Below are 20,566 nucleotides of genomic sequence, written 5' to 3' on the forward strand. Positions count from 1 at the left end.
AGAGTCGCTTAGGAATAAAATAAAATGGCATTGTTGAAAATAACAATAATGCCATATATTGATTGAATGGGACAAGTGAAGAAAATACCCTTGCCTATGCGTTAGCTGCCAGCCGTTGTAATATCAATATGCTAATACAGAGCCGATTAATATCCTTAACTCTAACGGACAATCGCGGATTTGAAATTGACCAGCAAAATATTGAATTAGATGACAGCGACGGGTAATTAGCCTTACGTAGTCGTCGTCGTAGCACAGATTTTCGTTTATCTCTAAATGTTAAATGTCTTATTACAATAAAACCATTGACGACAATATTCACATCATGGCCAAGGTAAGAATATCATGATGAAATGTCCTGTTTGCAGCCAGCCAGCCCGCGCTCGTAGTTCCCGCTATATTACCAACGAAACCAAAGAAAACTATAACCAGTGTCAAAATGTCTATTGCAGCACGATATTTGTTAGTCATGAAACAGTGGCGAGGTATATTATAAAACCGCAGTTGATTAATGCAGCAGCACCTAATCGGTAGCTAATCTGTAAGCAATATCATTCACACTCATAATAAAAGAGCCATACAACTATGGCTCTTTTAAGTACGATAGCTTAATTTTTCCAACAACCAGAGCTATCACTTTTATAAAATACAATGTCAGTATTCGCACCAAACTTATCACTTATTATCTGTTCTACTTTGTTGCAATATACTTGATCATTATAATAAACAGATACTGCTACTTTTTCGGGTTTTGATAATTTTATTCTGTCTAAAATATGTTGATCCTGCTCACTAATAGCCCAACCATAAATCACTAATTTTTTCCCAAGATCAGTAAGAACCTCACGATAGACAGTGTTTAAGTAATTACTGCTCTTTATGGCATTAATTTTTTGCGTAGCAGTTCCTTCGCTTACAAATAAGGGAACATAGTTTTCTGTTTTCCATTGCTTAAGTATTGACTTCAAAAGATTGTTATCTTCACCGCTTACAGTTATTTTATATTCTGATTCTATTTTATTCCGACAAAGCATTAAATTGCCATGTGGGTAGAAAACAAGCGTAGTGTTAGTTGAATTTCTTCTTAACGGCTCGCGAAAACGTCTCCAATCATCATCAAACCTTTTATTGATAAAACAGTCTTTTACTTCATACCCATCTTTTTTATCACGGCCATACATTACCGCCCAATATAATATCAAATCATAATTTAGAGATAGGACGGTATGAAACTGTTTAATAAAAGAGTAAATTGTCGATATTGTTTGCTCTGCTATCTCTTGGTAGTCAGGATGAATTTCCCTTACTACCTCAATTAAACAATCACGAATGTGTAAATATGCATCTCTAGTTTTATTATCACTAATACCCAGCGCTTGATTAATATTTGTTGCCTGCCATACAAGTCTTAATACTAATTCAAAATCTTTAGTTTTAAAAAAGGTAAACAATTTTTGTACATCAGCAGTCATAAGTTTTTTTTTGGCGTGTTTAAATAAAGAGATATATTCAAAACGAGTGTCAACTGCCCTACTAGCACCATTACCAATAAGCAATGCGCCATTTCCATCGACAAAATCTTGCGCTATTGCATTCCAATCAGAAATTTGATGTGACATATTTGCTCTTTTTATTTTTAAATTGTAATGAACATAGAAAAATACGATATGGACAAGAAAAAACATGTAATCACAGCCAGTTTCCCCTTGTCATTTTTGCTATAAAGACCATATGCAAAAAAGAATTCATTTAAACCCATACGGTCGTTACAACCGGTGCTGCCAATTTACTACCCTTTTGCTGCCATTTTTTGATTTTTAATGACAAGCTCCAAACGCAAAAAAGCAACCCTAAAGGTTGCTCTTTTTTCTGCTTAACTCGCTGATACTCAACGAATTTTTAATATGGTGCCCAGGGCGGGACTTGAACCCGCACAGCCTTAAGGCCGAGGGATTTTAAATTCATCTTTTTTTATTTAAATATTAATAGGTTAGCCTCAATTTTCACTATAAAAACTATTTTCATGATCTAATAAAATCAATGAGTTATCTAAGATGATAGGGTTGATATAGTGAAAAAACAATAAGGAATTTATATTTAAATAATACTGAAACAATTTAGCGAGCTTTATTTATAATTCGAGACTTTGACAATTCTTGATAATGTTTAATGATTGCTTCAATAGCATCAAATATTGGCTTAAATCCTTTGAAATCGATATTCCTGTTCTTATCACGAACTACTTTGGTGGAGAATATATGCTTGCTATACTCTGTTTCAGTGTTCTGATCATTAGCTTTATTAAAATATTTTCCATTAAGCGTTATGTTTAAAACCTCTGGCGAAAAAAGATCCTCCATAGAGGTTTCCCTCACTGACTCACTCAATGGTGTAAGAACTATATATAAATTGTGAGTTACGTGAATATATTTCATTCTTCTCATAGACTTCACGTCATTAGGGCAGTTTTCAACCTTGTTTTTTAGATGGTCAAGTAACTTGTTTGGACCTGAGTCATTATCAAGTATAATAATCACAGGATTTTTAGCATCAGTTCCATAATAAAGTTCATATTCATCCCTGTATCTCATAACAAATTTTTTAAGATTAGCAGTTCCACCTGACAAATCTAAAAAATAACTTGCCTTAGTATTAGACTTGCAGATATTAAGCTTAATCTTTTTGCCATTGTTAGTTTCTTCAATTAAATTAGGGTAGATAGCCGAAAGTGAATGCAAAGCTGTTGTTAAATAAATTCGGTCAGTTTTACCTTCTGTTAAAATTGTAGGAATAGTATTACCATGAAAATACTTATAGTAAATAAACTTGCTATAGGCCTTTTCCCTAGCATTTAGTCGCAAACGATAGCCATTTAATTTTTCTTGGACTTTTACGTATTTTTCAGGTTGTTTATTTTTTTTATTTTCAATATTATTAGATTTATCAATGAAATTAATAAAACTAAACATGCCTTCTAAACGAGCAAGGTTTCCGAGAATCATATTACCATTTTTATCAGGCAATTTATATTTTCCAGTACTGTAAAGTGTTTGCGCTAGCGCTCTGACTTTTTTGGCATAACGTCTATCTACATTAACAATCTGATTGACAGTCAGTCCTGTAACTTCCTGCCTAGATGATTTATAAGCAAGCCTTGTTTTAGCATCATTAACTTTAAATCCTGCCTTTGTAATTTCATTAACAAGTCGAGAGCCTAAAATTACACCTTCTAATTCAGGTATTGCTAACTCTTCAGGGAAAATCTTTTTATTGGTTGAGAAAGTAATATCATCCGCATATCGAGTATAAGTACAGCCTAACTCTTTAGCTAACTTTGCTAATCTCATATCCATAATATTACATATAAAATTAGTTATAACTGGTGAACAGGGACTCCCCTGCGGTAAAACTCCTTTATAACAAGCAGCCTGAGCCAGTGTTGTCGCAACAACCGGCGTTAACTTAAAATCTCTATTTGAAATAAAGTATCCTCTAACTCGACCAAAATTAAAACTTCCAAAAAAATCTCTCAAATCAAGATTAAGAATTATCCGTTTACCTTTATGCCTACTCGCATTGGAAATTATTGATTTATCTTTCTCAAAGCCAAATGAGAAATTATTTTTAATTTTTTTAGAGTTGAACAACTCTTGCCTACAATCTATCAGCAAATTAGCTATTCTACGCTGGAGGTCTTTTAATTTATCATTCGGAGCAGAAATAACTCTTATCCCTGTCCCTCTCTTAGGAATAGAGAATTGCTTATATTGGTTATCCGTTCCAACCTTATAAAGAATGTTAGTCAAAAAAATCACATTAACATTTAATAATTTTGCCAAATCACTACGAGATGATGCATTTTTCAACGCATCTATTTTTTTGGTATCCGTCATGTTAATTCTTCATCCTAGAAAAGAAAACGTATGTAGGTACTCTTTCGCGCAGCTTAATTACCGCATTGCCATTAGAACAATTCAAGGAAAGCGAGAGTTCCCGCCATTAAAATGACCGGTTGCGATACACAACCAACAAATCTACCTACATACGCAAGAATTACACTACCAGTCTAACCCCTTAATTTCCATCAATTTCTTAATATTTAATAAAATTTGTAATCCATTAAACCGCTAATTTCATTCATTTAACAATATTTAAATAAATTTAAAGCAATGATTTTAAAATACACCTATTTTTTAAAAAAAAGAAAACTATCCAATACAGTTTTCTTATAATTAATACTAACTAATTTTATCTATTCACTTTTCATTGGAACTTCTCTAGAAAAGACTGCTCCTTCATGCTCGGGTTTATTTTTTTCCTCCATATGAAGAGCTAAAGCAAGATACATAATTGAATTTCTGACTAGCTTCATTAGTGTCATTAATTCCATTTCAAATTCATTTTCTGTAATCATCATAGAATGACTTGAACATTTTTTTTGTTCGTATATTAGTTTTTCTATAATATTCAATTTGTCTTCAATTTTTTGTTTTTCTTTTTTTAGTATATCTAACTTGTGAGTGGAAAAATTTTTCCTATTATTAAGTTCAGATATTTCATTATTTACTTCATCTAACCGTTTCTTAAGATTTTCTTTCTTATATTTAATCTTTATAAGGTTATATTGTTTAATTTTTTTATCAGATTGTGTTAAGGTATAACCGAAATTATCAACAATCTTAAAAGAACGATGTTCTATAGCATTTCTAATTTCATAAAATGACTTAGTATCAGGATCAAGCCAGCGACTAACAGAGTCAGAATCCTGAACATCACGAATATCTTTAAGAACATAAAATAGTGCATGTATAAAAATATTCTTACTATCTTCTATTTTTTTATTTGGCTTCCAGCAACTACGGCTATTAAAATCTTTAAATACACTATTAATATTAATTTACTATCTTTTTCTATATTATTTAAATCAAAAAATCTATTCATAAAATAAGCAATTTATCAAAAATTGCATATAAATTTTTAAATGCACTTTTGTAATGTTGTGCTTTTAAATTAGTAATAGAATGTTACATATCATCCACATGATAATATGTATCGTTAAAAAAATGTTTTTGATCATTGGTCATATTTTTAGCAGAAAAAACTAAATAACGTGCATAGCAATAATCATCTTTTAATTCATCAAAATTACCATGATATGTAAGCTCTTCATACAATGATAAAGAATTATTTATACGAAAAGAAAACCCCGGCAATCCCAGACTATCATTATAACAAATATCATATGCACAATTATCATTTAAATCATTTATAAATAATCCATTATCACCACACCATTGCCAATAATCACGCATCCTTTTTTTCTTTGTTTTTTTATCAAATAGCTCTAAATTATCAAATTCTTTTATATTGAAATTATTTTCAAACCATTTTTTGAATTCTAAAAATTTTTGATCTGTTTCAGGATAAATGCCTTCTAATTTTGGACAAAAGCATGTAAGATATAAATTAATCAATTTATATGCATTAAAATAATGGCACTCCTTCTGGATAGTATCATAAATACAATTAGCAAGAAAAATTTCATGTCGTGCTTTAGATATGATAGCCACATGGTTTTGAGTACGTTTATAAGCACTATTCCATAAAGGAATACAACAAAAAACCCGCCCTTGTGCTCTTAAAACAATACCAAGATTTGTTTCAATACAGCTATATAGGTAATTTTCTTTATCAGTTAAAAATTTTATTTGATTTATAGCATATAGTGCCCGCCTAAAGGATATAACAGATCGACTTAAATCGTTAGAAAACCACTCCGAATTATTTTTGTTATAGAACACTTGATAGCAATTACCTAATACATAGAAAAATTGAGCTTCATCCAACAAACTTGCAAATCTATATTCAATATCAAAATGTGATCTTATAAAAGATTGAAGCTTTTCATGATTACGCGACTCCAAAATCTCATCAGCTTCTTCAGATATTTTGTGAATAAAATTTGAATCTAAAACAGGTGGTTGCATACATAAATCCATTAATTTCAGTGCATAAAATTAATTTTCAAGAACAAATATTTTACCACTTTTACATAATAAACATTGTTATCAATATGTAAAATTATATTTTCCTAAAATAGTATAAATTTAACTCTAAATTGAATTAGTAGTTTTACCTTCAACCTATCTAACTGAGTTACTTTCTTATGCCATGATGTCTCATGATGAATAAAATCACTACAGGATAATCTAAATATTAGAAATTATATCGACAAACAATCATGGCCGTTCAAAAATCGTGTAAAAACAAGAAGATGTTAGTTTTTTTAAAGCAAATTGGAGGTACACTATCAGAACTAGTGATAAAAATAAAATAATCTATAAAATGAAAAAAATACTCTTAATGCTAATTATTATGATCTTTCATTTTTGTAATAGGAATGGAAAAAAGTTATATATGCACAGCTTATGATGATAATGCTAATATGCTTCCACAAAATATCTTCATACATTTAACAGATGAAGGTGAAGAATATAGAGCTAATGTTAACTATGCACTGGGAGATGAAAAAAGGAATACACAAGATAGAGCAACGGTATTTATAGGGTTTAAAAAAGATGAAAGTATTCCTTTGGAAAAAGGCGGTGAAATAAAAACAATAAATTATTATTTTCCTGATAACAATAAAAACAATTCGCAAATATTGGTAGTTCAAGTTTATAAAGATGAACAATCCATCATTTTTGCTGATCTATTAGATGAGTTTATTTCAACAAAATATCGTTTTATGTGTAATGATGTCTAAATTATTAAAAATATTGTCATTGATAATTAACATTTATAACAAATAATTCATTATGTAATTTTTCCTCTGAAATTTACACCACACCGAACACGCTGGCATCTCCCCTCTGACATAACCAGATTATATTCCTCTCCTGTTAGCTATCATGGTAAATGAATTTACTGTAGCATAACCTAAAAACATCATTTAATAATCGTCATTGACGAGGTAATATATCGTGCGCTATAGTTCCACAAAGGTGCTCAAAACACCTTAGTAAGCGGTCTCCACACCCGAAAGATTGTGGTTTTTTTATATCCATATAATTTTGATATGGTCGGGCGTGCGGCTAATACAATACCTGAAAGGGAAATATGCCCGCCGACTTACTACGGTTTTGAGCGCCTGACCACCCTAAAATGGGTAATTCAAAAATATAGTAAGGATATAAAATGAATAATCAACTTTCTTTATCTTATCCAGAAGTCATCATCCACAACGATAAAGTTGTAACAACATCTATGGCTATAGCCGATTATTTTCAAAAAGCACATGATAATGTACTCAAAAAAATACGTTCAGTTATTGCTGATTGTGACTATGATTATCATGTCGTTAATTTTAACGAGATGTTCCTAGATGTGGAAGTTGCAAAAGGCGCAAAAAGAAAAAGCCCATATTATCAACTAACTCGTGATGGTTTTGTGCTAATCGCTATGGGGTTTACAGGAAAGAAAGCGCTACAATGGAAAATAAACTACATCAATGCGTTCAACCGCATGGAAACCGAACTTAACAAAAAATCACAAAACAACCTTAACTTTAAGGCAATAGTTTCTGTCGAGAACGGCAATGTTGTCAACGTTAAGGAATTACATGATGATGAATTTGTAACAACCATAGACTCAATAGCGTTTATTGCCAAGAAATCAGGTTATATTTTTATGCATTCAGATGAGATTATAGAAAAGTTGGCTAAATGAAATATATTCGAAAGATAAGTTAAACAAAAAACCAAGAATCAATTAGGTATAATCATATTCCCTCTAGACAGAGTTTTGGAGGAGTTATGAAAAATAATCTCTCTCAACTTCAAGTGGATGGAGGTATAAGTTCAAATCCTTTCATATCAACCTGGATTTAACAAAAAACCAATCGTAACTGATTGGTTTTTTTGTGCCTAAATTCACCAGTTGTAAAATGCCCAATAATTATTTCTGGTTTTCCTATTCTTCGATTAATTGAATGTACCAAGGACTTCATATAACTCAATTTTCAAAATTTATAATCAATTAAAATAATTATTTTAATTATGCGCTAAATCAAAAAACATTTAATCATTTGCTGCGTAAATATATCACCATTTATCTATCTACTATAATTTTTTCCCTTGGCTAACAGGGAGTTTTTGAGAGGAATGTATGAAAATTTTTATTTTAGTTATAGCGATATTAACTGGTATGAAAGCGAGCGCAAGCGAAAGTGTTGGATGGGTAGCATCAGATCCTAATAATATCTATATTATGGATAACATTGTATTAGCTCAAATTCAGAGTGACGACAAAGGAAAGGGCTTTCTCTTCTTTCCGCTTGACTCTATTGCAGTAGGGTATTCATGTCCAACAGAAAATGATATCGAACAAGTATATGTGAAATTAAATGGGGTGATGGAAATATGGGGAACTAAATGTGTCGATGCCAAAGATTTTACCGGATATAGAAAGGGTCGGGTAGCCTCAAGACAAATGTATGCCGTATTAGATCCTGAAAATATTGTTGAATCACTTAAAAAAGATAAACCTGTCAAAATTGAAATACGAGGTAAAACGTACACAATATCAACAAAAGGTTTTAATGAGGCTTACGAATTATTGAAATGAGATGTCCACAATGAAATTTATAAAAAATTTATTCAATTTTTCTGCATCAAAATATGATGAAATTACATTAATTAAATTTAGCGATTGGTTAAAAATATATTATGAAAATGAAAAAAAGCCATTAATTCAATCTAGAATGGCAACAGCACTTATTGTTAACGGAATTAACATATTAGATAAATTTGATGAAGAATATTCTATTTTATATTATTTAATGAAAAATAAAAAAATTACATCTAAAAAATTATTTGATTTCATAATTTTAAAATGCTTAAGAGATGGAGATATAGTATATGATGAATTGCAGTATCGACCAGCAAGAGAAGCATTAGCAATGATGATTGGTGATATTTATGAAAATGACAAAAATTTACTTTTTTATATCTCACATGTTAAAAAATAAATTATGTTAATATCTATTTAAATTTTATCTTCCTATTTCTGCTGCAACACAGAATTAGGTGGCATCTCTACCCTGACATCAAGCCATGTCGACATCGGAATATCAACTTGTTCACCGTCAGCATAATAAACCGGTTTGCCTTCAATAATATCTTTAACTCGCCAGTTTTGGAAATCATCTGGTAAATGCGAGTGCTGCCTTTGAAATGTTTGTATTTCAATATTGCCATCAGATAATACTTTATCTTTGATATAAATAAGTTCTAGGCCGTTACTATTTTTAGGCACAGATATGCCGGCGTTTATGCCCCACGCACCGTCTGCGTTATAACCCATGACGCCTGTGATGAAATAAGATCCGACTCCAACTCGTTGAACATTGACGCCTTCTGATTCACCGTTGGTTTCAAAGCTGCCGTCAGGATGAATTTTAACTATTGGCGATGCTCTTTTTAAAAACCCATTTGCATCAAACGTTGTATTTGTATTAGTTAATATGTCAAACCATTTTGACCATGTTTTATTATCGCCATTTCTGACTCTATATTTAATCTTATTATTTGAATATCCACCAACAAGTTGGCATTTATATTCACCTCTTCCCCAGCACAAACCTGGCCCCACAATACCAGGGCCATCAGGAATGCCGGTTGTGTAGCCAAACGCGATACTATTTACAGGCCAGCTGTCATAGTTTCGTAAACCACCTTTGACATTTTCATGTATTGTTCTTGATATGTCAGCATCAAAACTTTCATGTTTTAATGCCACCATACCGTTTTTGCCATAAGGTATGTCGATTTTACCTCGATTTTCATTATTTGACGTTCTATACAGCATGTAAGCTTGAGAACTTCCAGGGCCATGCTCAATGTAGAATCGGCTATTATCTTCAGTTTTATTTAAGATAATAGAAGCATAATTTGCCTGTGATAATATTTGACCTGCAGTAAAAATTTCATTCGAAGTTTTTCTCGCAAAAGTATCAGTGTTAGCTTTTTGACTCATCACTTTGTCAGTAGCGCTACCAATTGCTTGCACAACACTGTTTTTATCAAATTTATCACCCACAGTTTTGCCTGTTTTTTTGATAAGTTCTTGCAGTGCTTTAATCGACTCTAATTTAACTGCCTTACCACTTGGTAACGTAATTTCAACCACGCCAGTCTCTGTCAGCCATGTGTCCATATTTTGCAGAAAATAATTAATATAGGCATTCGCGGCGACCAAGGCACGTGCGGCGTCACTATTGTTATTGGGTTCAGTAAGATTAATGGTGTAGGTGGTATTTGTTGCACTAAATGTTGCGGTTTCGGCTAAAACTAATTCATTGTCACTGTTAACCGCTTTGATCATGTAGGGATAATTAATATTGTTATGTTTTATAAGTATTAACATGCCAATCGAAACAACCGGATTATTACTATTCCATTTGGTGCCAGTACCGCTAACAATAGCTGATCCTGACACTATTGTGACTGTGCCAGTGTTATATATCATAAGTTTTCCTAAAATTTTGTCATAAAAAAACGACTTATAATAAGTCGTTATTGAATATTTAAGGGGGGTTAGTGACTGCAACGAATTTCATCAAAAGCAGCAGGATCGAACCATCCCATCATGCCCAGAAAAGGTTTGCCAGGGCTATAATATTGATTATTAATTACATCATATTTAATTAATCTGACTGCTTCGCTCTTTTTGACTGATTGAATATGAATGATGCCGGCACAATCTACTTTTTTGACTTGCCAATTAATACCATTACAACCAGCTAATACTGTTATAAATAAAATTAAGAATGATTTTGTCATATTTAATAATTTGTCACATCAATAATAATAATTGAAAGCGGAAATTCTTTCGCGGTATAAGTCCGTTCATCGCCATCTTTGAACCACCACGATCCAGCCAGGTAACTTATTTCTATTTTGCTGCCGGTCGTTCTAAAATAGTGTGAATAACCTTCCATTTCATCATTAACTGCATTGTATTGATCGCGCCCGCCACCAAAAGCTATAGCATAGGTTTTACCCGCCGGCACATTATAAGACCAATATTCGGTAAAAGATAAATTAAAAACATCAATTATCCGACAAATTGCCCAACTGCTTTTAAATATATTTACGCCGGCTTGATTTCTAACCACTATTTCATAAGATGAAGGAAACCAGTCTATTTTCTGTGTGCCAAATCCATAAAGTACACAATTACCAGAACCTTGATCAAGAGGTTGCCAAATCCCTTTATTGCCTCTTTTTATCCAGGTTGATGAAGTGTAGGCAAAAAATGAAATATCATTACTCCAGTCAGCATTAAAGCGGTTATAGGCTCCCGTTTCACCCCATGCACTACTGCCTTCGTTTCCGCCTTTTAAATGAATACTACTTTTAACCCCTAGACTCATATTCTCATAACTATTATCTATCTGTAAGACACCATGTTGACCATAAATCTTTAATCCGTAGGTCATTATCGGACTCCATAAAAGATATCAACCGGCCCCAAGCCAGGGGCTCCCGATCCACCTTTAGTTACCATTAGATCAACACGTAAAGCCGTGCCAGAAATAGTAACCGAACCTCGCCCCTCCAAACTCCAAAATTCCCAGTCTCGCATCCAGTAAAAAAGCTGACCTAAACCCGCCAGTTCCGGATGATTGAAAGTATTTTGATAATGTTGTCCTAATTTTAGTTGGATGCGATGATAACCTACAATTCTTCCTAACCTGTCTGTTAATGAGATAATTTCTCTTCCTTGCTGATCATAGGTTTTTAAGCCATAACTCATTGAATACCCTCCAGATAACCGAATACCGCTCTAACTACATTTTTATTGTCTCTGGCTACAAGACGATTATTATCTTGTGTCATACTGCCTTTACCTGCAACATTGCCATAAAATTCAAGTGTGCCACCCGCAAAATTAATCCGCATTCCGGTTTTAGTGATTGGATCATAATTAGGTGAACGAATATCAGATTTAATAATGGCATTAGTAATAGAAGCAGTAGAAATAAAAGCCGAATTAAAAAACACCTGGCCATTTTGGACGGCAAAGACTGGCTCCAACTTGCCGCTACTTGGGTTGTAAACAATAAAGGTTTGAGCACTAAAGCCGATTTGCGTAGTTACTTTGCCATTTTTAAGCTCAGCACCGATCACCATGCCTGCATCATATGAAACTCCGTCATAAACAATCTTAACCAGGTTAGTAAAAGTAGCCGAAGCTTCGCCTTTCTTTAGATCATATTTAGCCTGCAAGGCGTTTTGCGCCGCTGCCCACGAATCATCAGCCGTGACTCTGACCTGATCTAACTTTTCAGCTAATGCGGTCGTTTCGGTCACTACGTAATTGCGAACTTCAATAATTTCGGCCTTCATTTTGCCGTTTTCACGCATGTAGTGCTGAAAAATACCATTTAAGCCTTTAGCATTCTCCAATATCGCTTCGCTATTACCGTTTATCCCTTCCCTTAAGCGCTTGATAGACTCACTGTCGGCAATTTTGTCTGAGATTTCATCAATAATAGTGCTAGCATCAAATTCCGCTTCACCACGAATAAACTCTGTCCAGGGCGATTGATTGCCCGATTTATCAACCAGACGGTCACGAAAATAGAAAATTACACCCGCGGCTAATCCTGACATTTGATAGGTTTTTAGTGGATAGGGAACATCAGCCAACAGCATTAGATTGTCAGCATCTTTGCTTTTGCTGTATTGGATTTCTGTTTTTAGGCTATCTTCGGTATTTTGGGCAAATTGCCTATCTAATTTAATACCAAATACCAGTGTAGATGCACGAAAATTGATCGGAGGCGGTGGGTCACCAATTTTGCCCTGCAATTCTGTCTCCGGCGCATTGGCCCATATCGATGAGATATTAGAGGAATTAATCGCCCGCACCCGCACCTGATAACGGCCGGCATAAATTCCCTCAACTTCAAAGCCTAATGTCGAAGTGCGTGCAACAGATACCCAATTATTATTGCCCCTTCGCCATTCAGCTTCATAAGCAATGGCATATTCGGCCGCATCCCAGTCGGCTCTTAGTGTGGTGATAGCAATGCCTTGATTGATTTGTGAATAAGCAGTGATGCGTACCGCTTTTGGCGGTGGCTGAACACCGGGTGGAATAACAGTGATAGGTCTTTCGTCGATCCTGGCTCCAGCATCAATATGTTCATATTTGTCTGGATTATGCACAGTGCCGGTAATGGTGTAGCTATGATCGCCGTTATCGCTAATATTAATTACCCGATAAAGTTGAATTGCCAGATCAGGCGCATCCACTGACCAGACCGCATTTTTTGCTATCGGTTGGGAATAAGCCGTGGTGACAGTGACTTTTTTTCCATTAACTGTTTGTACCGTTCTAGCTTCTGATTTGCCATTCGCTAAATTAATAATTAACCGATCACCGGCTTTTACATCCGCTGGCCGGTCTAAAGTGACTTTGCGGTTATCAACCGCTGACACTCGGCCACCGATAATACGCCCGGCCAGGTTAGCGTCAGCGACGCCGATAATCTGGCCGGGTGAAGGGACAACCCCCTCCAAACCCGTTGGAAAAGTGATCATGCGATCATTCGCATTGGTCAATAACAGCCAACGACCACGGCGATTAGCCTCTGACTGTCTAGTGCAGCCAATGGCTGATATGTCCACTTTACGGACACCATATCGACGTTGCAATTTACTGTCAGATACGGCTTCAATCGCATCATGACTATGATTATTGGCGTCAGAATAGGAAATTAAAACCTGCGTATAACGATTCTGTTGGCTGCCGCCAGAATATTCAGGCTTACCACCGACGATATTGGCATGGGTAAAAACCCTAATTACCGCCGCTGGCATATCAGCGACCACTTTAACCGCATTATCCGCCCAGTATGTCATACCACGAAAAATGCCCGCGATATCGTGTAATACTTGATAAGCCGACTCTTGCGATTGAATATAAATATCACATAAAAAACGTGGCTCTTTACCTTCGCCGCCATAGCCATCCGGCACTAACTGATCACAATACTGAGCAATCAGATATAAATCCCATTTATCAATTTGACTGGCATTAATTCGATCACCACAGCCATAACGGTTATTTAATACTAAATCATAAAAAATCCAAGCCGGATTATTCGAAGCGGCCATTTTAAAGGTGCCATCCCAAACGCCGGAATAACTTCGATTAATTGGATCATAATTGGTTGGAATTTTTACTAATAAGCCAGCTCTAGGGCGCAGGCTTATTTTGGGAATTCGGTTATTAAATTGTCTGGCATTAAAAGTAATAAATAACAGCGCCGTGTTAGGGTATCTCAGTTTGGCATCGATGACTTCAGTTATCGCAGCAATAAAAAGCCGATCGGCAATTCGCGCGGTATTTTTATTGGCCGTCAAGCGCCGAATGCGTAATTGCCATCCGGTTTTAGCTGTTGGCAAATCAATACGATGGGTGCGCTGGTATTCGCTGGTCGTTTTACCATCAAAGGATGAGCGCAATAACTCTTTATAACCTGTGCCATCAGTCGATAGATCGATGGCATAATCAATGCGATAACCTGAAGTGTCGCCGTTATCGTGTTGTTGCAGCAATTGCGGTAGCGAAAAACGGATCCGAATAGCGGATAATTGCGTATTGCTTATCGCCCTGACATAGGGTGTTTCATCCTTAAGTTCCATGTCAATGCCAATTTCATTATCAACCGAAGGGATCCCCTTGATATATTCCTGCTGTTCACTACCTGGCCGGAACTCCCAGCTAACGCCGGCAAAATTTTTTGTTCCATCTGCATTAGCCAGCGGAGTGGCATCTAAAAAAATACGCGTTGCATCTAATCCACCCGCAATCTCACCTTCTGAAATAGCCAACAGAATTTTTGCTGTTGATTCCGATAATAGGCTATCTGGGGACTCAACCAGAGTATGACCGCCTCCATCACCTCCTTTAGCGCCATAAATTATCTTTGCCATTCATCACCCATAAAAAAAGCCGCCAGCGGCGACTTAATTAGATTTATTACGCTTATTTTTGATCTTCGGTGTAAATACCGGCGGAAATAATCGCTCCACCGATCTCTTTTCTGTCCAAGGTATAAAGTAATGGCACTGGATTACCTTGAGCGGTGGTATTTACTGCACCACCAAAAGCATATGAGGGCTTATTATCCGCCTCTTGACGAATTGCGGGGCCTTGCGGTTGAGGTGATAATAGTTGCACTACACCACCTAAGGCCATTGAAACCCCGCCGGCCATTAACGCACCAGCAACCGTAGAAGACATGGCTAAAAATGCTGGATTCCAGACCGCTAGCCCAATCATGGCTACCCCTAGCATGGTTTGAAAAAAACCACCTCGTTTACTGCCCTTTATTATCGGTGCTATACGAATATCCTCTATGGTATTCAAGTGAAATTCCTGTTTAACCATATTTTGCTTACCTTTAAAGATGGCAAACTCAATACCGGTTAAATGGGCATCAGCCAAATAGCGCTCAAAACCGTGGTACAGCACCGACAAGGCTTTAATTGCTTCTTTTGGTGAACTAATCGCTAATTGATGAACACGGCCAAACCTGACTCCCAGTTGTCCATACAGGCGGACTGTTTTAAGTTCATTCATAATAATTCTTCCCTGCGCACAATTTTCACGGTTCTGTCGCGCCAATAATCACTATAGGGAATAATTCGGCTCAACTGGCCATATAAATGGTGTAACAGCATGCCATTTTCCAGCAAAATACCGGCATGATTAGCCACATTGGCCTGGATCTGCATAATTACCATATCCCCGTCTTTGGCCGCCCCGTCAAATTCGACAAATCCGGCTTGTTGCCAGTTATCCATATAGCGATTTTCGCCTTGTTCCCACCAGTGGCGATCAACACTGTAATTATGTAGCTGAATAGCGTGTTTTTGCCGATAATAATCCATCACTAATGTCCAACAATCGGCATAACCCAAAACAAATGGACGCCCAGTTAACTGACGCTCACCTCTTGGTTGTATGAACCGTAAATCCCCCTCTGCCCATGAGATAATGATCCAGTGGAAACCATTAGCATCACATTGCAGACAATCAATTTCACTGGGTTGAGTTGTTACCCCTTCCCCACAGTGGCTATGGACAATCGCGATAGGTGTGCCCCAATCTTCGGCGTTGGCATAATCTGCTGGCGATAAGGTAAAATGTTCGCTTGGCTGGCTAGCGAGATTATGGCAGGGGAAATACTTTTTTACTCGGCTTTTTTGGCAAATAACCCCGCAGGCTTCATTGGGATATTGCTGTTTAACATGGGCAAATAACGCTTGCTTGATTTTTTCTGTTATCATCGTATTAACCCTGCTGCTGGAAAGCCACCAAAATCTAATGGTTGGTTTTCGCCAAATCGTTTTTTGCAATCACTCATCATACCGCCGCAAACATCCAAGGCCGGATCGGCAACAATGTTGCCTTTTTCATCAAAATAACGCTGACCATTGTAAGCACAGCCATTACCACTTCGATACCAGCCACGCATACACCAATAGCACAGATTGTGTATCTGACGCATTGGCAACATAACACCCTGTAAATCAAAAGGGCTGGATAATTCAAATTCAATCATGCCGCCGGCTATTTCACGGCTTTTACGATCAATATAGAAAACCTGCTTAAAGCATTCATCCAAGTTGGCGGCAGGATTGCCAGCCGGAAAATTTTTGCTATCCAGATAATGGGAAAAGGTCTCAAAAATTGTCACTTTGGCCTGCACCATATCGGCAAACTGCAAACAGAGTGACGAGATCAGACTATCAATATTACTCACACTTAATGTTGGCCTGGCCGGGCTACCATCGCTACTTTTTGTTAACCCGGTTATCTCATATGGCCAGGCACCGTATTCATTACCCTGCCACCATATGGGTTTCGGTTTTAATTGACCCTCTGCAGTGTTAATTTCTTCTGCAGTATGGGGAATATTGTAAGCATGAAAGCGTAATATTGGACCATCGAAAATACTGGCATCCACTTCCACTAGTTGGATCTTTTCGCCTGGCTCCAATTGTTGTACATCAGATAGAATATTCATGCGCAAAAAGACTCTTCAAAAATAGCGGATATTTTCATTACCTGACGCGCTAGTGGGGTCATGCTGATTGAGTCCGCATTGACCCGGTAGAGTCCTTTATCACCAAACGGCGGCATCCAAATAAATGATTTAAAGGTGTGGCGGCGGATAAAATAAAATATCGGCATCACTTGCTCTTTTTTGCCTAAATATATAAATGCCCATGATTGTGTTTCTGGATTAATGCCATTAGCAGCAACCTGACTGTAACCATCACCAAATTCGACTTTTTTAATCCGATGTGAAAATTCTCCCGCCGGTTGATGTTGAATCTGTGTTTGCCATTTGAATTCTTCCATCGCCATATCTATTTGTACCTATAAAAGAAAAACCCGCGCAAGGCGGGTTTTAGGGAAATTATTTAATTTCAATAACAGCTTATTTTTTTGAATGAGTCTTTATCATTCTATTGATGATTTTTATTGCGAGCCGTGCCTATTTTATATGCTCGACTGAAAAATAATCTAGTTTTATAAAGCATTTCTCTTTAACAGGAAAAACCAACAAAAAACATATAAAACAATTATATGACAAGAGTACAGCTCATCGCGCAATACGGCCAGTAGCTGATTTGTAAACTGTTGATTTTTCGCGTTTAGCAATTGCTATCACCCATATCACAATTTCTTCGTCTATCACCTGGTAGACCAGGCGGTAGCCCGATGAATGGAGTTTTATTTTAAAGCATCCCGCTAATTCACCATGTAATCGGGCTGATTCGATATAGGGATTATCTTGTAACTTCCTTAACTTCTTTTTAAACTGCTCGCGAATATTTATATCCAACTTTTGCCATTCTTTTAGCGCACGTTCATCAAATTCTATACTAAATTTCATCAAGGTTTACCCGGACTCGTCTAGCTGGTTTCTTTAGACGTTCGCGCACAACTTCTAAAATGTCATTGTCATCATCTTGCTCTGCGATCAATACCGATACTTCTGTGAATGGCAGTTTTTCATTCTCTACCACATAGCGTAAAAAAAGCCTCATAGCATCAGAAGGGGAAAGATTCATTTTATCAAATGCGCGATAGGCATTTTTTTTCAGCTCTTCATCCACTCTTATTTGAATAGTGCTCATAATATCACCATAATGTAATGACGTTTGTATTACAATTGTACATTACTATATTTATCATGCAACAGGTTTTAAAAAAGTACGTGTCAAGCGGCAATCAAAAGATATATAAAATAGGTCTTCGTAATACTTAAAGTAGTAACTTATTTATCGCACGGTGATGACCTTTACAGCCATTCCCTAGATAGATAAAGCTTTTAAAACGTGGACTGGATCTTTCTCTATCGCTCTTAATAACGCTTTGGCCGGACCCGTCGGGTCGCGCCTGCCCTGTTCCCAGTTACGAAGTGTGCCAACATTTACCGAGATTAATTTAGCAAAACCGGCCTGGCTCAAGCCTGTTGCCTTACGAATTTGTTTTACTTTTACTGCCTCAACCATCGTTTCACGAGAAGGTGCTCGTTCACCACTGATAATTTCATTCATCTGTTCCATGCTTTCAGTTAGCCTGGAAAATAGTTTTTTATCCATTGTTACCACCCCTCATTTAGTGTTCTCAGTACTTTTTTTTCTGACTCACTCAGGTCATCTTTAATGCCCTTTTTATAAATCAGTAATAGCCTGATATGAGATACATCAACCTTGTGATAATAAATTACCCGGACACCAGCGCGTTTTCCTTTACCACTTGACGCCCATCTGACTTTACGTAATCCACCGGTACGTTGAATAACATCGCCAGCATCAGGGTTGTCTGCAAGATATTGTTGAAACTCGCGATATTCATCATCGGTCAATAACCCTTTGCAATCTTCAGTAAAAATAACCGTCTCAATGAATATCATATTAACTACGCCATTGGTGTATATTTGAGAACATGTTATACGCCTTTAAATTATAAGTCAATGGCGTATATAGGTAAACAAAGGAAAAAAATAAGCCCCAATTGGGGCTGAACATTTTAGTTTGCTAATGCTGACTGCCAGTATTGTATCCTTCTATCAAATGATTCATGTACCTCACTAGGTAGTGCTGTTCTGACGGAATTAATTTCATCCTTAAATTCAACATCAATGTCACACTCTTCTGATGATTTTTTAAGTAAATATTCAACAAACTTTTGACTTCATCATCATTAATCAGGTAACCCTCTTTTTTTCTAATAGTTAATGCGGTTACATCGAAGTCATTTGGATGGTTGGAAGCGTGTAATTGCGCTTTTGGTAAGTCACTAGCACAATGCTTACATTTGATTGCTTCATGTTTGATCATTTCAGCACAAAATGGACATTTAACCAGTCCATCAGAAGCTAGCCGTTTTTCAATTACATGATTATCTTTTCTGATCAAAATAGAATGTACTAGCGCAATGATAAAAATTAATGTGCCATAAATCCACCACAGTGCAAATGATCGCCCTTTGCTATTTGCAATCATGGCGGGTATTAACCCTAAAAAAATAGCATAAAATATTACTTCCATTTATTACATCCTCGAATTAATCAAATTTGAAAATTTTAACTAAGATGCGGAGTAAAATGAAGCAAACAGAAGGCATTATTTGTTACTTAAACAGGATTTAATACTACCTGCCATTAACCGCTTTAATAATCTTATGTAGATCACCGCCATCGCGGCTTTCTGCCACTAACACTGACTTTATTTTTCGCGTCAATGATTGTTCTGCCAAACGCATATCCATATTTGTGTGACTAGATTGTGAGGGTTGATTATCAAGATGAATACCGCCCAAATTGACATTAACACCACCAGCAACCGGATGCATACCGTACAGCGGGGTTGGCGCAGGACCAACATAACCACCGGTCGCATAACCTTTTTTAGTGTTATTCATTAAACGGTAGAGATTGGCTACACCAAGGCGGCTAGTGGCTCCCTTGGTAAACACAAATTCACCCTTGTGCACATAGCCACCAATATCATATTTATTACCATCGCCGGTATAACCGCCTGATGCATGCCCCTTAAGACCTAAAAAACCACCAAAAGAAGTACCACCAAAGGCTGATTCCATCGCTTTTAAAATTGCCATTTGCGTCATTATCTTGACAATCATTTCAAGTACCGATTTGGTAAAATCAGCAAAATTGGCTTTGCCGGTCAGCAGGAAATCCGACAGAGAATGGCTTATTCCCTCAAAGGCAAACTGGGTAATATTGGCAACATTGGCATAGGCGTTTGTAGCTTGATCTTGAAATTCAGCAAAGCCTTTTTTAACACCCTTTTCCCAATTCCCTCTTAGCGATTCTTCTTGCTGAAAGTGTTTTTTTAGTGCTTCTTTTTCTGCTGGGGTTTCAACCTTTTCTATTGCAATCTGTTGTTGATATTGTCTATCAGACAATCCGGCGCTTGCCATCATTGCCTTCGTTCTGGCTGCAATT

At 36.3% G+C, this 20,566-nt stretch carries 25 protein-coding genes and 1 pseudogene; 6 read left to right on the forward strand and 20 right to left on the reverse strand.

What is annotated here, in order from left to right:
* The first annotated feature begins 62 nt into the window (after positions 1 to 62).
* Together H1X92_RS15630 and H1X92_RS10300 are read left to right on the forward strand one after the other, a co-directional pair.
* On the forward strand, positions 63 to 227 hold the full coding sequence (locus H1X92_RS15630) for a hypothetical protein (protein WP_202881809.1): 165 nt from the start codon (positions 63 to 65) through the stop codon (positions 225 to 227).
* Between the two features lie 118 nt (positions 228 to 345).
* On the forward strand, positions 346 to 534 hold the full coding sequence (locus tag H1X92_RS10300; protein WP_180560049.1) for an ogr/Delta-like zinc finger family protein: 189 nt from the start codon (positions 346 to 348) through the stop codon (positions 532 to 534).
* Between the two features lie 74 nt (positions 535 to 608).
* Here H1X92_RS10300 and H1X92_RS10305 read toward each other — a convergent pair whose 3' ends face one another.
* The 5 genes and pseudogenes from H1X92_RS10305 to H1X92_RS15920 form a co-directional block, all read right to left on the reverse strand.
* Positions 609 to 1,619: a DUF4917 family protein gene (locus tag H1X92_RS10305; RefSeq protein ID WP_180560050.1), complete on the reverse strand. Its 1,011-nt coding sequence runs from the start codon at positions 1,617 to 1,619 to the stop codon at positions 609 to 611.
* Between the two features lie 498 nt (positions 1,620 to 2,117).
* Positions 2,118 to 3,893 (reverse strand): retron Ec67 family RNA-directed DNA polymerase/endonuclease, encoded by a 1,776-nt coding sequence (locus tag H1X92_RS10310; protein WP_180560051.1) that lies wholly within the window; start codon positions 3,891 to 3,893, stop codon positions 2,118 to 2,120.
* Positions 3,894 to 4,252: 359 nt separating this feature from the next.
* Positions 4,253 to 4,417 (reverse strand): hypothetical protein, encoded by a 165-nt coding sequence (locus H1X92_RS15910; RefSeq protein ID WP_225507366.1) that lies wholly within the window; start codon positions 4,415 to 4,417, stop codon positions 4,253 to 4,255.
* A gap of 288 nt (positions 4,418 to 4,705) precedes the next feature.
* A pseudogene (locus tag H1X92_RS16250) lies at positions 4,706 to 4,897 on the reverse strand (LA2681 family HEPN domain-containing protein); the annotation flags it as partial.
* A 127-nt stretch (positions 4,898 to 5,024) separates the two neighbouring features.
* Positions 5,025 to 5,987, reverse strand: a complete 963-nt coding sequence (locus H1X92_RS15920) for a hypothetical protein (protein WP_225507364.1) — start codon at positions 5,985 to 5,987, stop codon at positions 5,025 to 5,027.
* A 413-nt stretch (positions 5,988 to 6,400) separates the two neighbouring features.
* Between H1X92_RS15920 and H1X92_RS10320 the strand changes: the two genes are divergently transcribed.
* The 4 genes from H1X92_RS10320 to H1X92_RS10335 all read left to right on the forward strand — a co-directional run bounded on the left by H1X92_RS10320 (position 6,401) and on the right by H1X92_RS10335 (position 9,028).
* Positions 6,401 to 6,766 (forward strand): hypothetical protein, encoded by a 366-nt coding sequence (locus H1X92_RS10320; protein ID WP_180560052.1) that lies wholly within the window; start codon positions 6,401 to 6,403, stop codon positions 6,764 to 6,766.
* Between the two features lie 431 nt (positions 6,767 to 7,197).
* Positions 7,198 to 7,728 (forward strand): Rha family transcriptional regulator, encoded by a 531-nt coding sequence (locus tag H1X92_RS10325; RefSeq protein ID WP_180560053.1) that lies wholly within the window; start codon positions 7,198 to 7,200, stop codon positions 7,726 to 7,728.
* Between the two features lie 438 nt (positions 7,729 to 8,166).
* Complete coding sequence (locus H1X92_RS10330) at positions 8,167 to 8,625, forward strand: hypothetical protein (protein ID WP_180560054.1); 459 nt, start codon at positions 8,167 to 8,169, stop codon at positions 8,623 to 8,625.
* A gap of 10 nt (positions 8,626 to 8,635) precedes the next feature.
* The gene (locus H1X92_RS10335) at positions 8,636 to 9,028 is read left to right on the forward strand and encodes a hypothetical protein (protein WP_180560055.1); all 393 of its coding nucleotides are present in this window, start codon (positions 8,636 to 8,638) and stop codon (positions 9,026 to 9,028) included.
* A 32-nt stretch (positions 9,029 to 9,060) separates the two neighbouring features.
* Here H1X92_RS10335 and H1X92_RS10340 read toward each other — a convergent pair whose 3' ends face one another.
* The 15 genes from H1X92_RS10340 to H1X92_RS10410 form a co-directional block, all read right to left on the reverse strand.
* On the reverse strand, positions 9,061 to 10,527 hold the full coding sequence (locus tag H1X92_RS10340) for a hypothetical protein (RefSeq protein WP_180560056.1): 1,467 nt from the start codon (positions 10,525 to 10,527) through the stop codon (positions 9,061 to 9,063).
* A gap of 68 nt (positions 10,528 to 10,595) precedes the next feature.
* Entirely contained in the window at positions 10,596 to 10,841 is a 246-nt protein-coding gene (locus tag H1X92_RS10345; protein ID WP_180560057.1) for a hypothetical protein, read from the reverse strand.
* A gap of 2 nt (positions 10,842 to 10,843) precedes the next feature.
* Positions 10,844 to 11,500 carry a hypothetical protein gene (locus H1X92_RS10350; protein WP_180560058.1) on the reverse strand — a complete coding sequence of 219 codons (657 nt, stop codon included), beginning with the start codon at positions 11,498 to 11,500 and terminating at the stop codon, positions 10,844 to 10,846.
* On the reverse strand, positions 11,500 to 11,817 hold the full coding sequence (locus tag H1X92_RS10355; RefSeq protein WP_180560059.1) for a hypothetical protein: 318 nt from the start codon (positions 11,815 to 11,817) through the stop codon (positions 11,500 to 11,502). Before H1X92_RS10355 ends, H1X92_RS10350 begins: the two co-directional genes overlap by 1 nt.
* Positions 11,814 to 15,008, reverse strand: coding sequence for a host specificity protein J (locus H1X92_RS10360; protein ID WP_180560060.1), 3,195 nt, complete (start codon positions 15,006 to 15,008; stop codon positions 11,814 to 11,816). Before H1X92_RS10360 ends, H1X92_RS10355 begins: the two co-directional genes overlap by 4 nt.
* Before the next feature lie 52 nt (positions 15,009 to 15,060).
* Positions 15,061 to 15,657, reverse strand: a complete 597-nt coding sequence (locus tag H1X92_RS10365; protein ID WP_180560061.1) for a tail assembly protein — start codon at positions 15,655 to 15,657, stop codon at positions 15,061 to 15,063.
* Positions 15,654 to 16,367, reverse strand: a complete 714-nt coding sequence (locus H1X92_RS10370) for a C40 family peptidase (RefSeq protein ID WP_180560062.1) — start codon at positions 16,365 to 16,367, stop codon at positions 15,654 to 15,656. Before H1X92_RS10370 ends, H1X92_RS10365 begins: the two co-directional genes overlap by 4 nt.
* Positions 16,364 to 17,107, reverse strand: a complete 744-nt coding sequence (locus H1X92_RS10375; protein WP_180560063.1) for a phage minor tail protein L — start codon at positions 17,105 to 17,107, stop codon at positions 16,364 to 16,366. The genes H1X92_RS10370 and H1X92_RS10375 overlap by 4 nt, the downstream gene beginning before the upstream one ends.
* Positions 17,104 to 17,451 (reverse strand): phage tail protein, encoded by a 348-nt coding sequence (locus tag H1X92_RS10380; protein WP_225507358.1) that lies wholly within the window; start codon positions 17,449 to 17,451, stop codon positions 17,104 to 17,106. Before H1X92_RS10380 ends, H1X92_RS10375 begins: the two co-directional genes overlap by 4 nt.
* A gap of 238 nt (positions 17,452 to 17,689) precedes the next feature.
* Positions 17,690 to 17,983 carry a type II toxin-antitoxin system RelE family toxin gene (locus tag H1X92_RS10385; protein WP_180560064.1) on the reverse strand — a complete coding sequence of 98 codons (294 nt, stop codon included), beginning with the start codon at positions 17,981 to 17,983 and terminating at the stop codon, positions 17,690 to 17,692.
* On the reverse strand, positions 17,973 to 18,227 hold the full coding sequence (locus tag H1X92_RS10390; protein ID WP_180560065.1) for a type II toxin-antitoxin system RelB/DinJ family antitoxin: 255 nt from the start codon (positions 18,225 to 18,227) through the stop codon (positions 17,973 to 17,975). Before H1X92_RS10390 ends, H1X92_RS10385 begins: the two co-directional genes overlap by 11 nt.
* 177 nt (positions 18,228 to 18,404) lie before the next feature.
* Positions 18,405 to 18,695 carry a NadS family protein gene (gene nadS, locus H1X92_RS10395; protein ID WP_180560066.1) on the reverse strand — a complete coding sequence of 97 codons (291 nt, stop codon included), beginning with the start codon at positions 18,693 to 18,695 and terminating at the stop codon, positions 18,405 to 18,407.
* 2 nt (positions 18,696 to 18,697) lie between these two features.
* Positions 18,698 to 19,009 carry a type II toxin-antitoxin system RelE/ParE family toxin gene (locus H1X92_RS10400; protein ID WP_180560067.1) on the reverse strand — a complete coding sequence of 104 codons (312 nt, stop codon included), beginning with the start codon at positions 19,007 to 19,009 and terminating at the stop codon, positions 18,698 to 18,700.
* A gap of 124 nt (positions 19,010 to 19,133) precedes the next feature.
* On the reverse strand, positions 19,134 to 19,646 hold the full coding sequence (locus H1X92_RS10405) for a zinc ribbon domain-containing protein (RefSeq protein ID WP_180560068.1): 513 nt from the start codon (positions 19,644 to 19,646) through the stop codon (positions 19,134 to 19,136).
* Between the two features lie 103 nt (positions 19,647 to 19,749).
* Positions 19,750 to 20,566 (reverse strand): phage tail tape measure protein (locus H1X92_RS10410; RefSeq protein ID WP_180560069.1); only part of this gene is annotated, 817 nt, incomplete at its 5' end.

Origin of the sequence: Arsenophonus endosymbiont of Apis mellifera, from assembly GCF_903968575.1 — a bacterium.
GTDB lineage: Bacteria > Pseudomonadota > Gammaproteobacteria > Enterobacterales > Enterobacteriaceae > Arsenophonus > Arsenophonus apicola.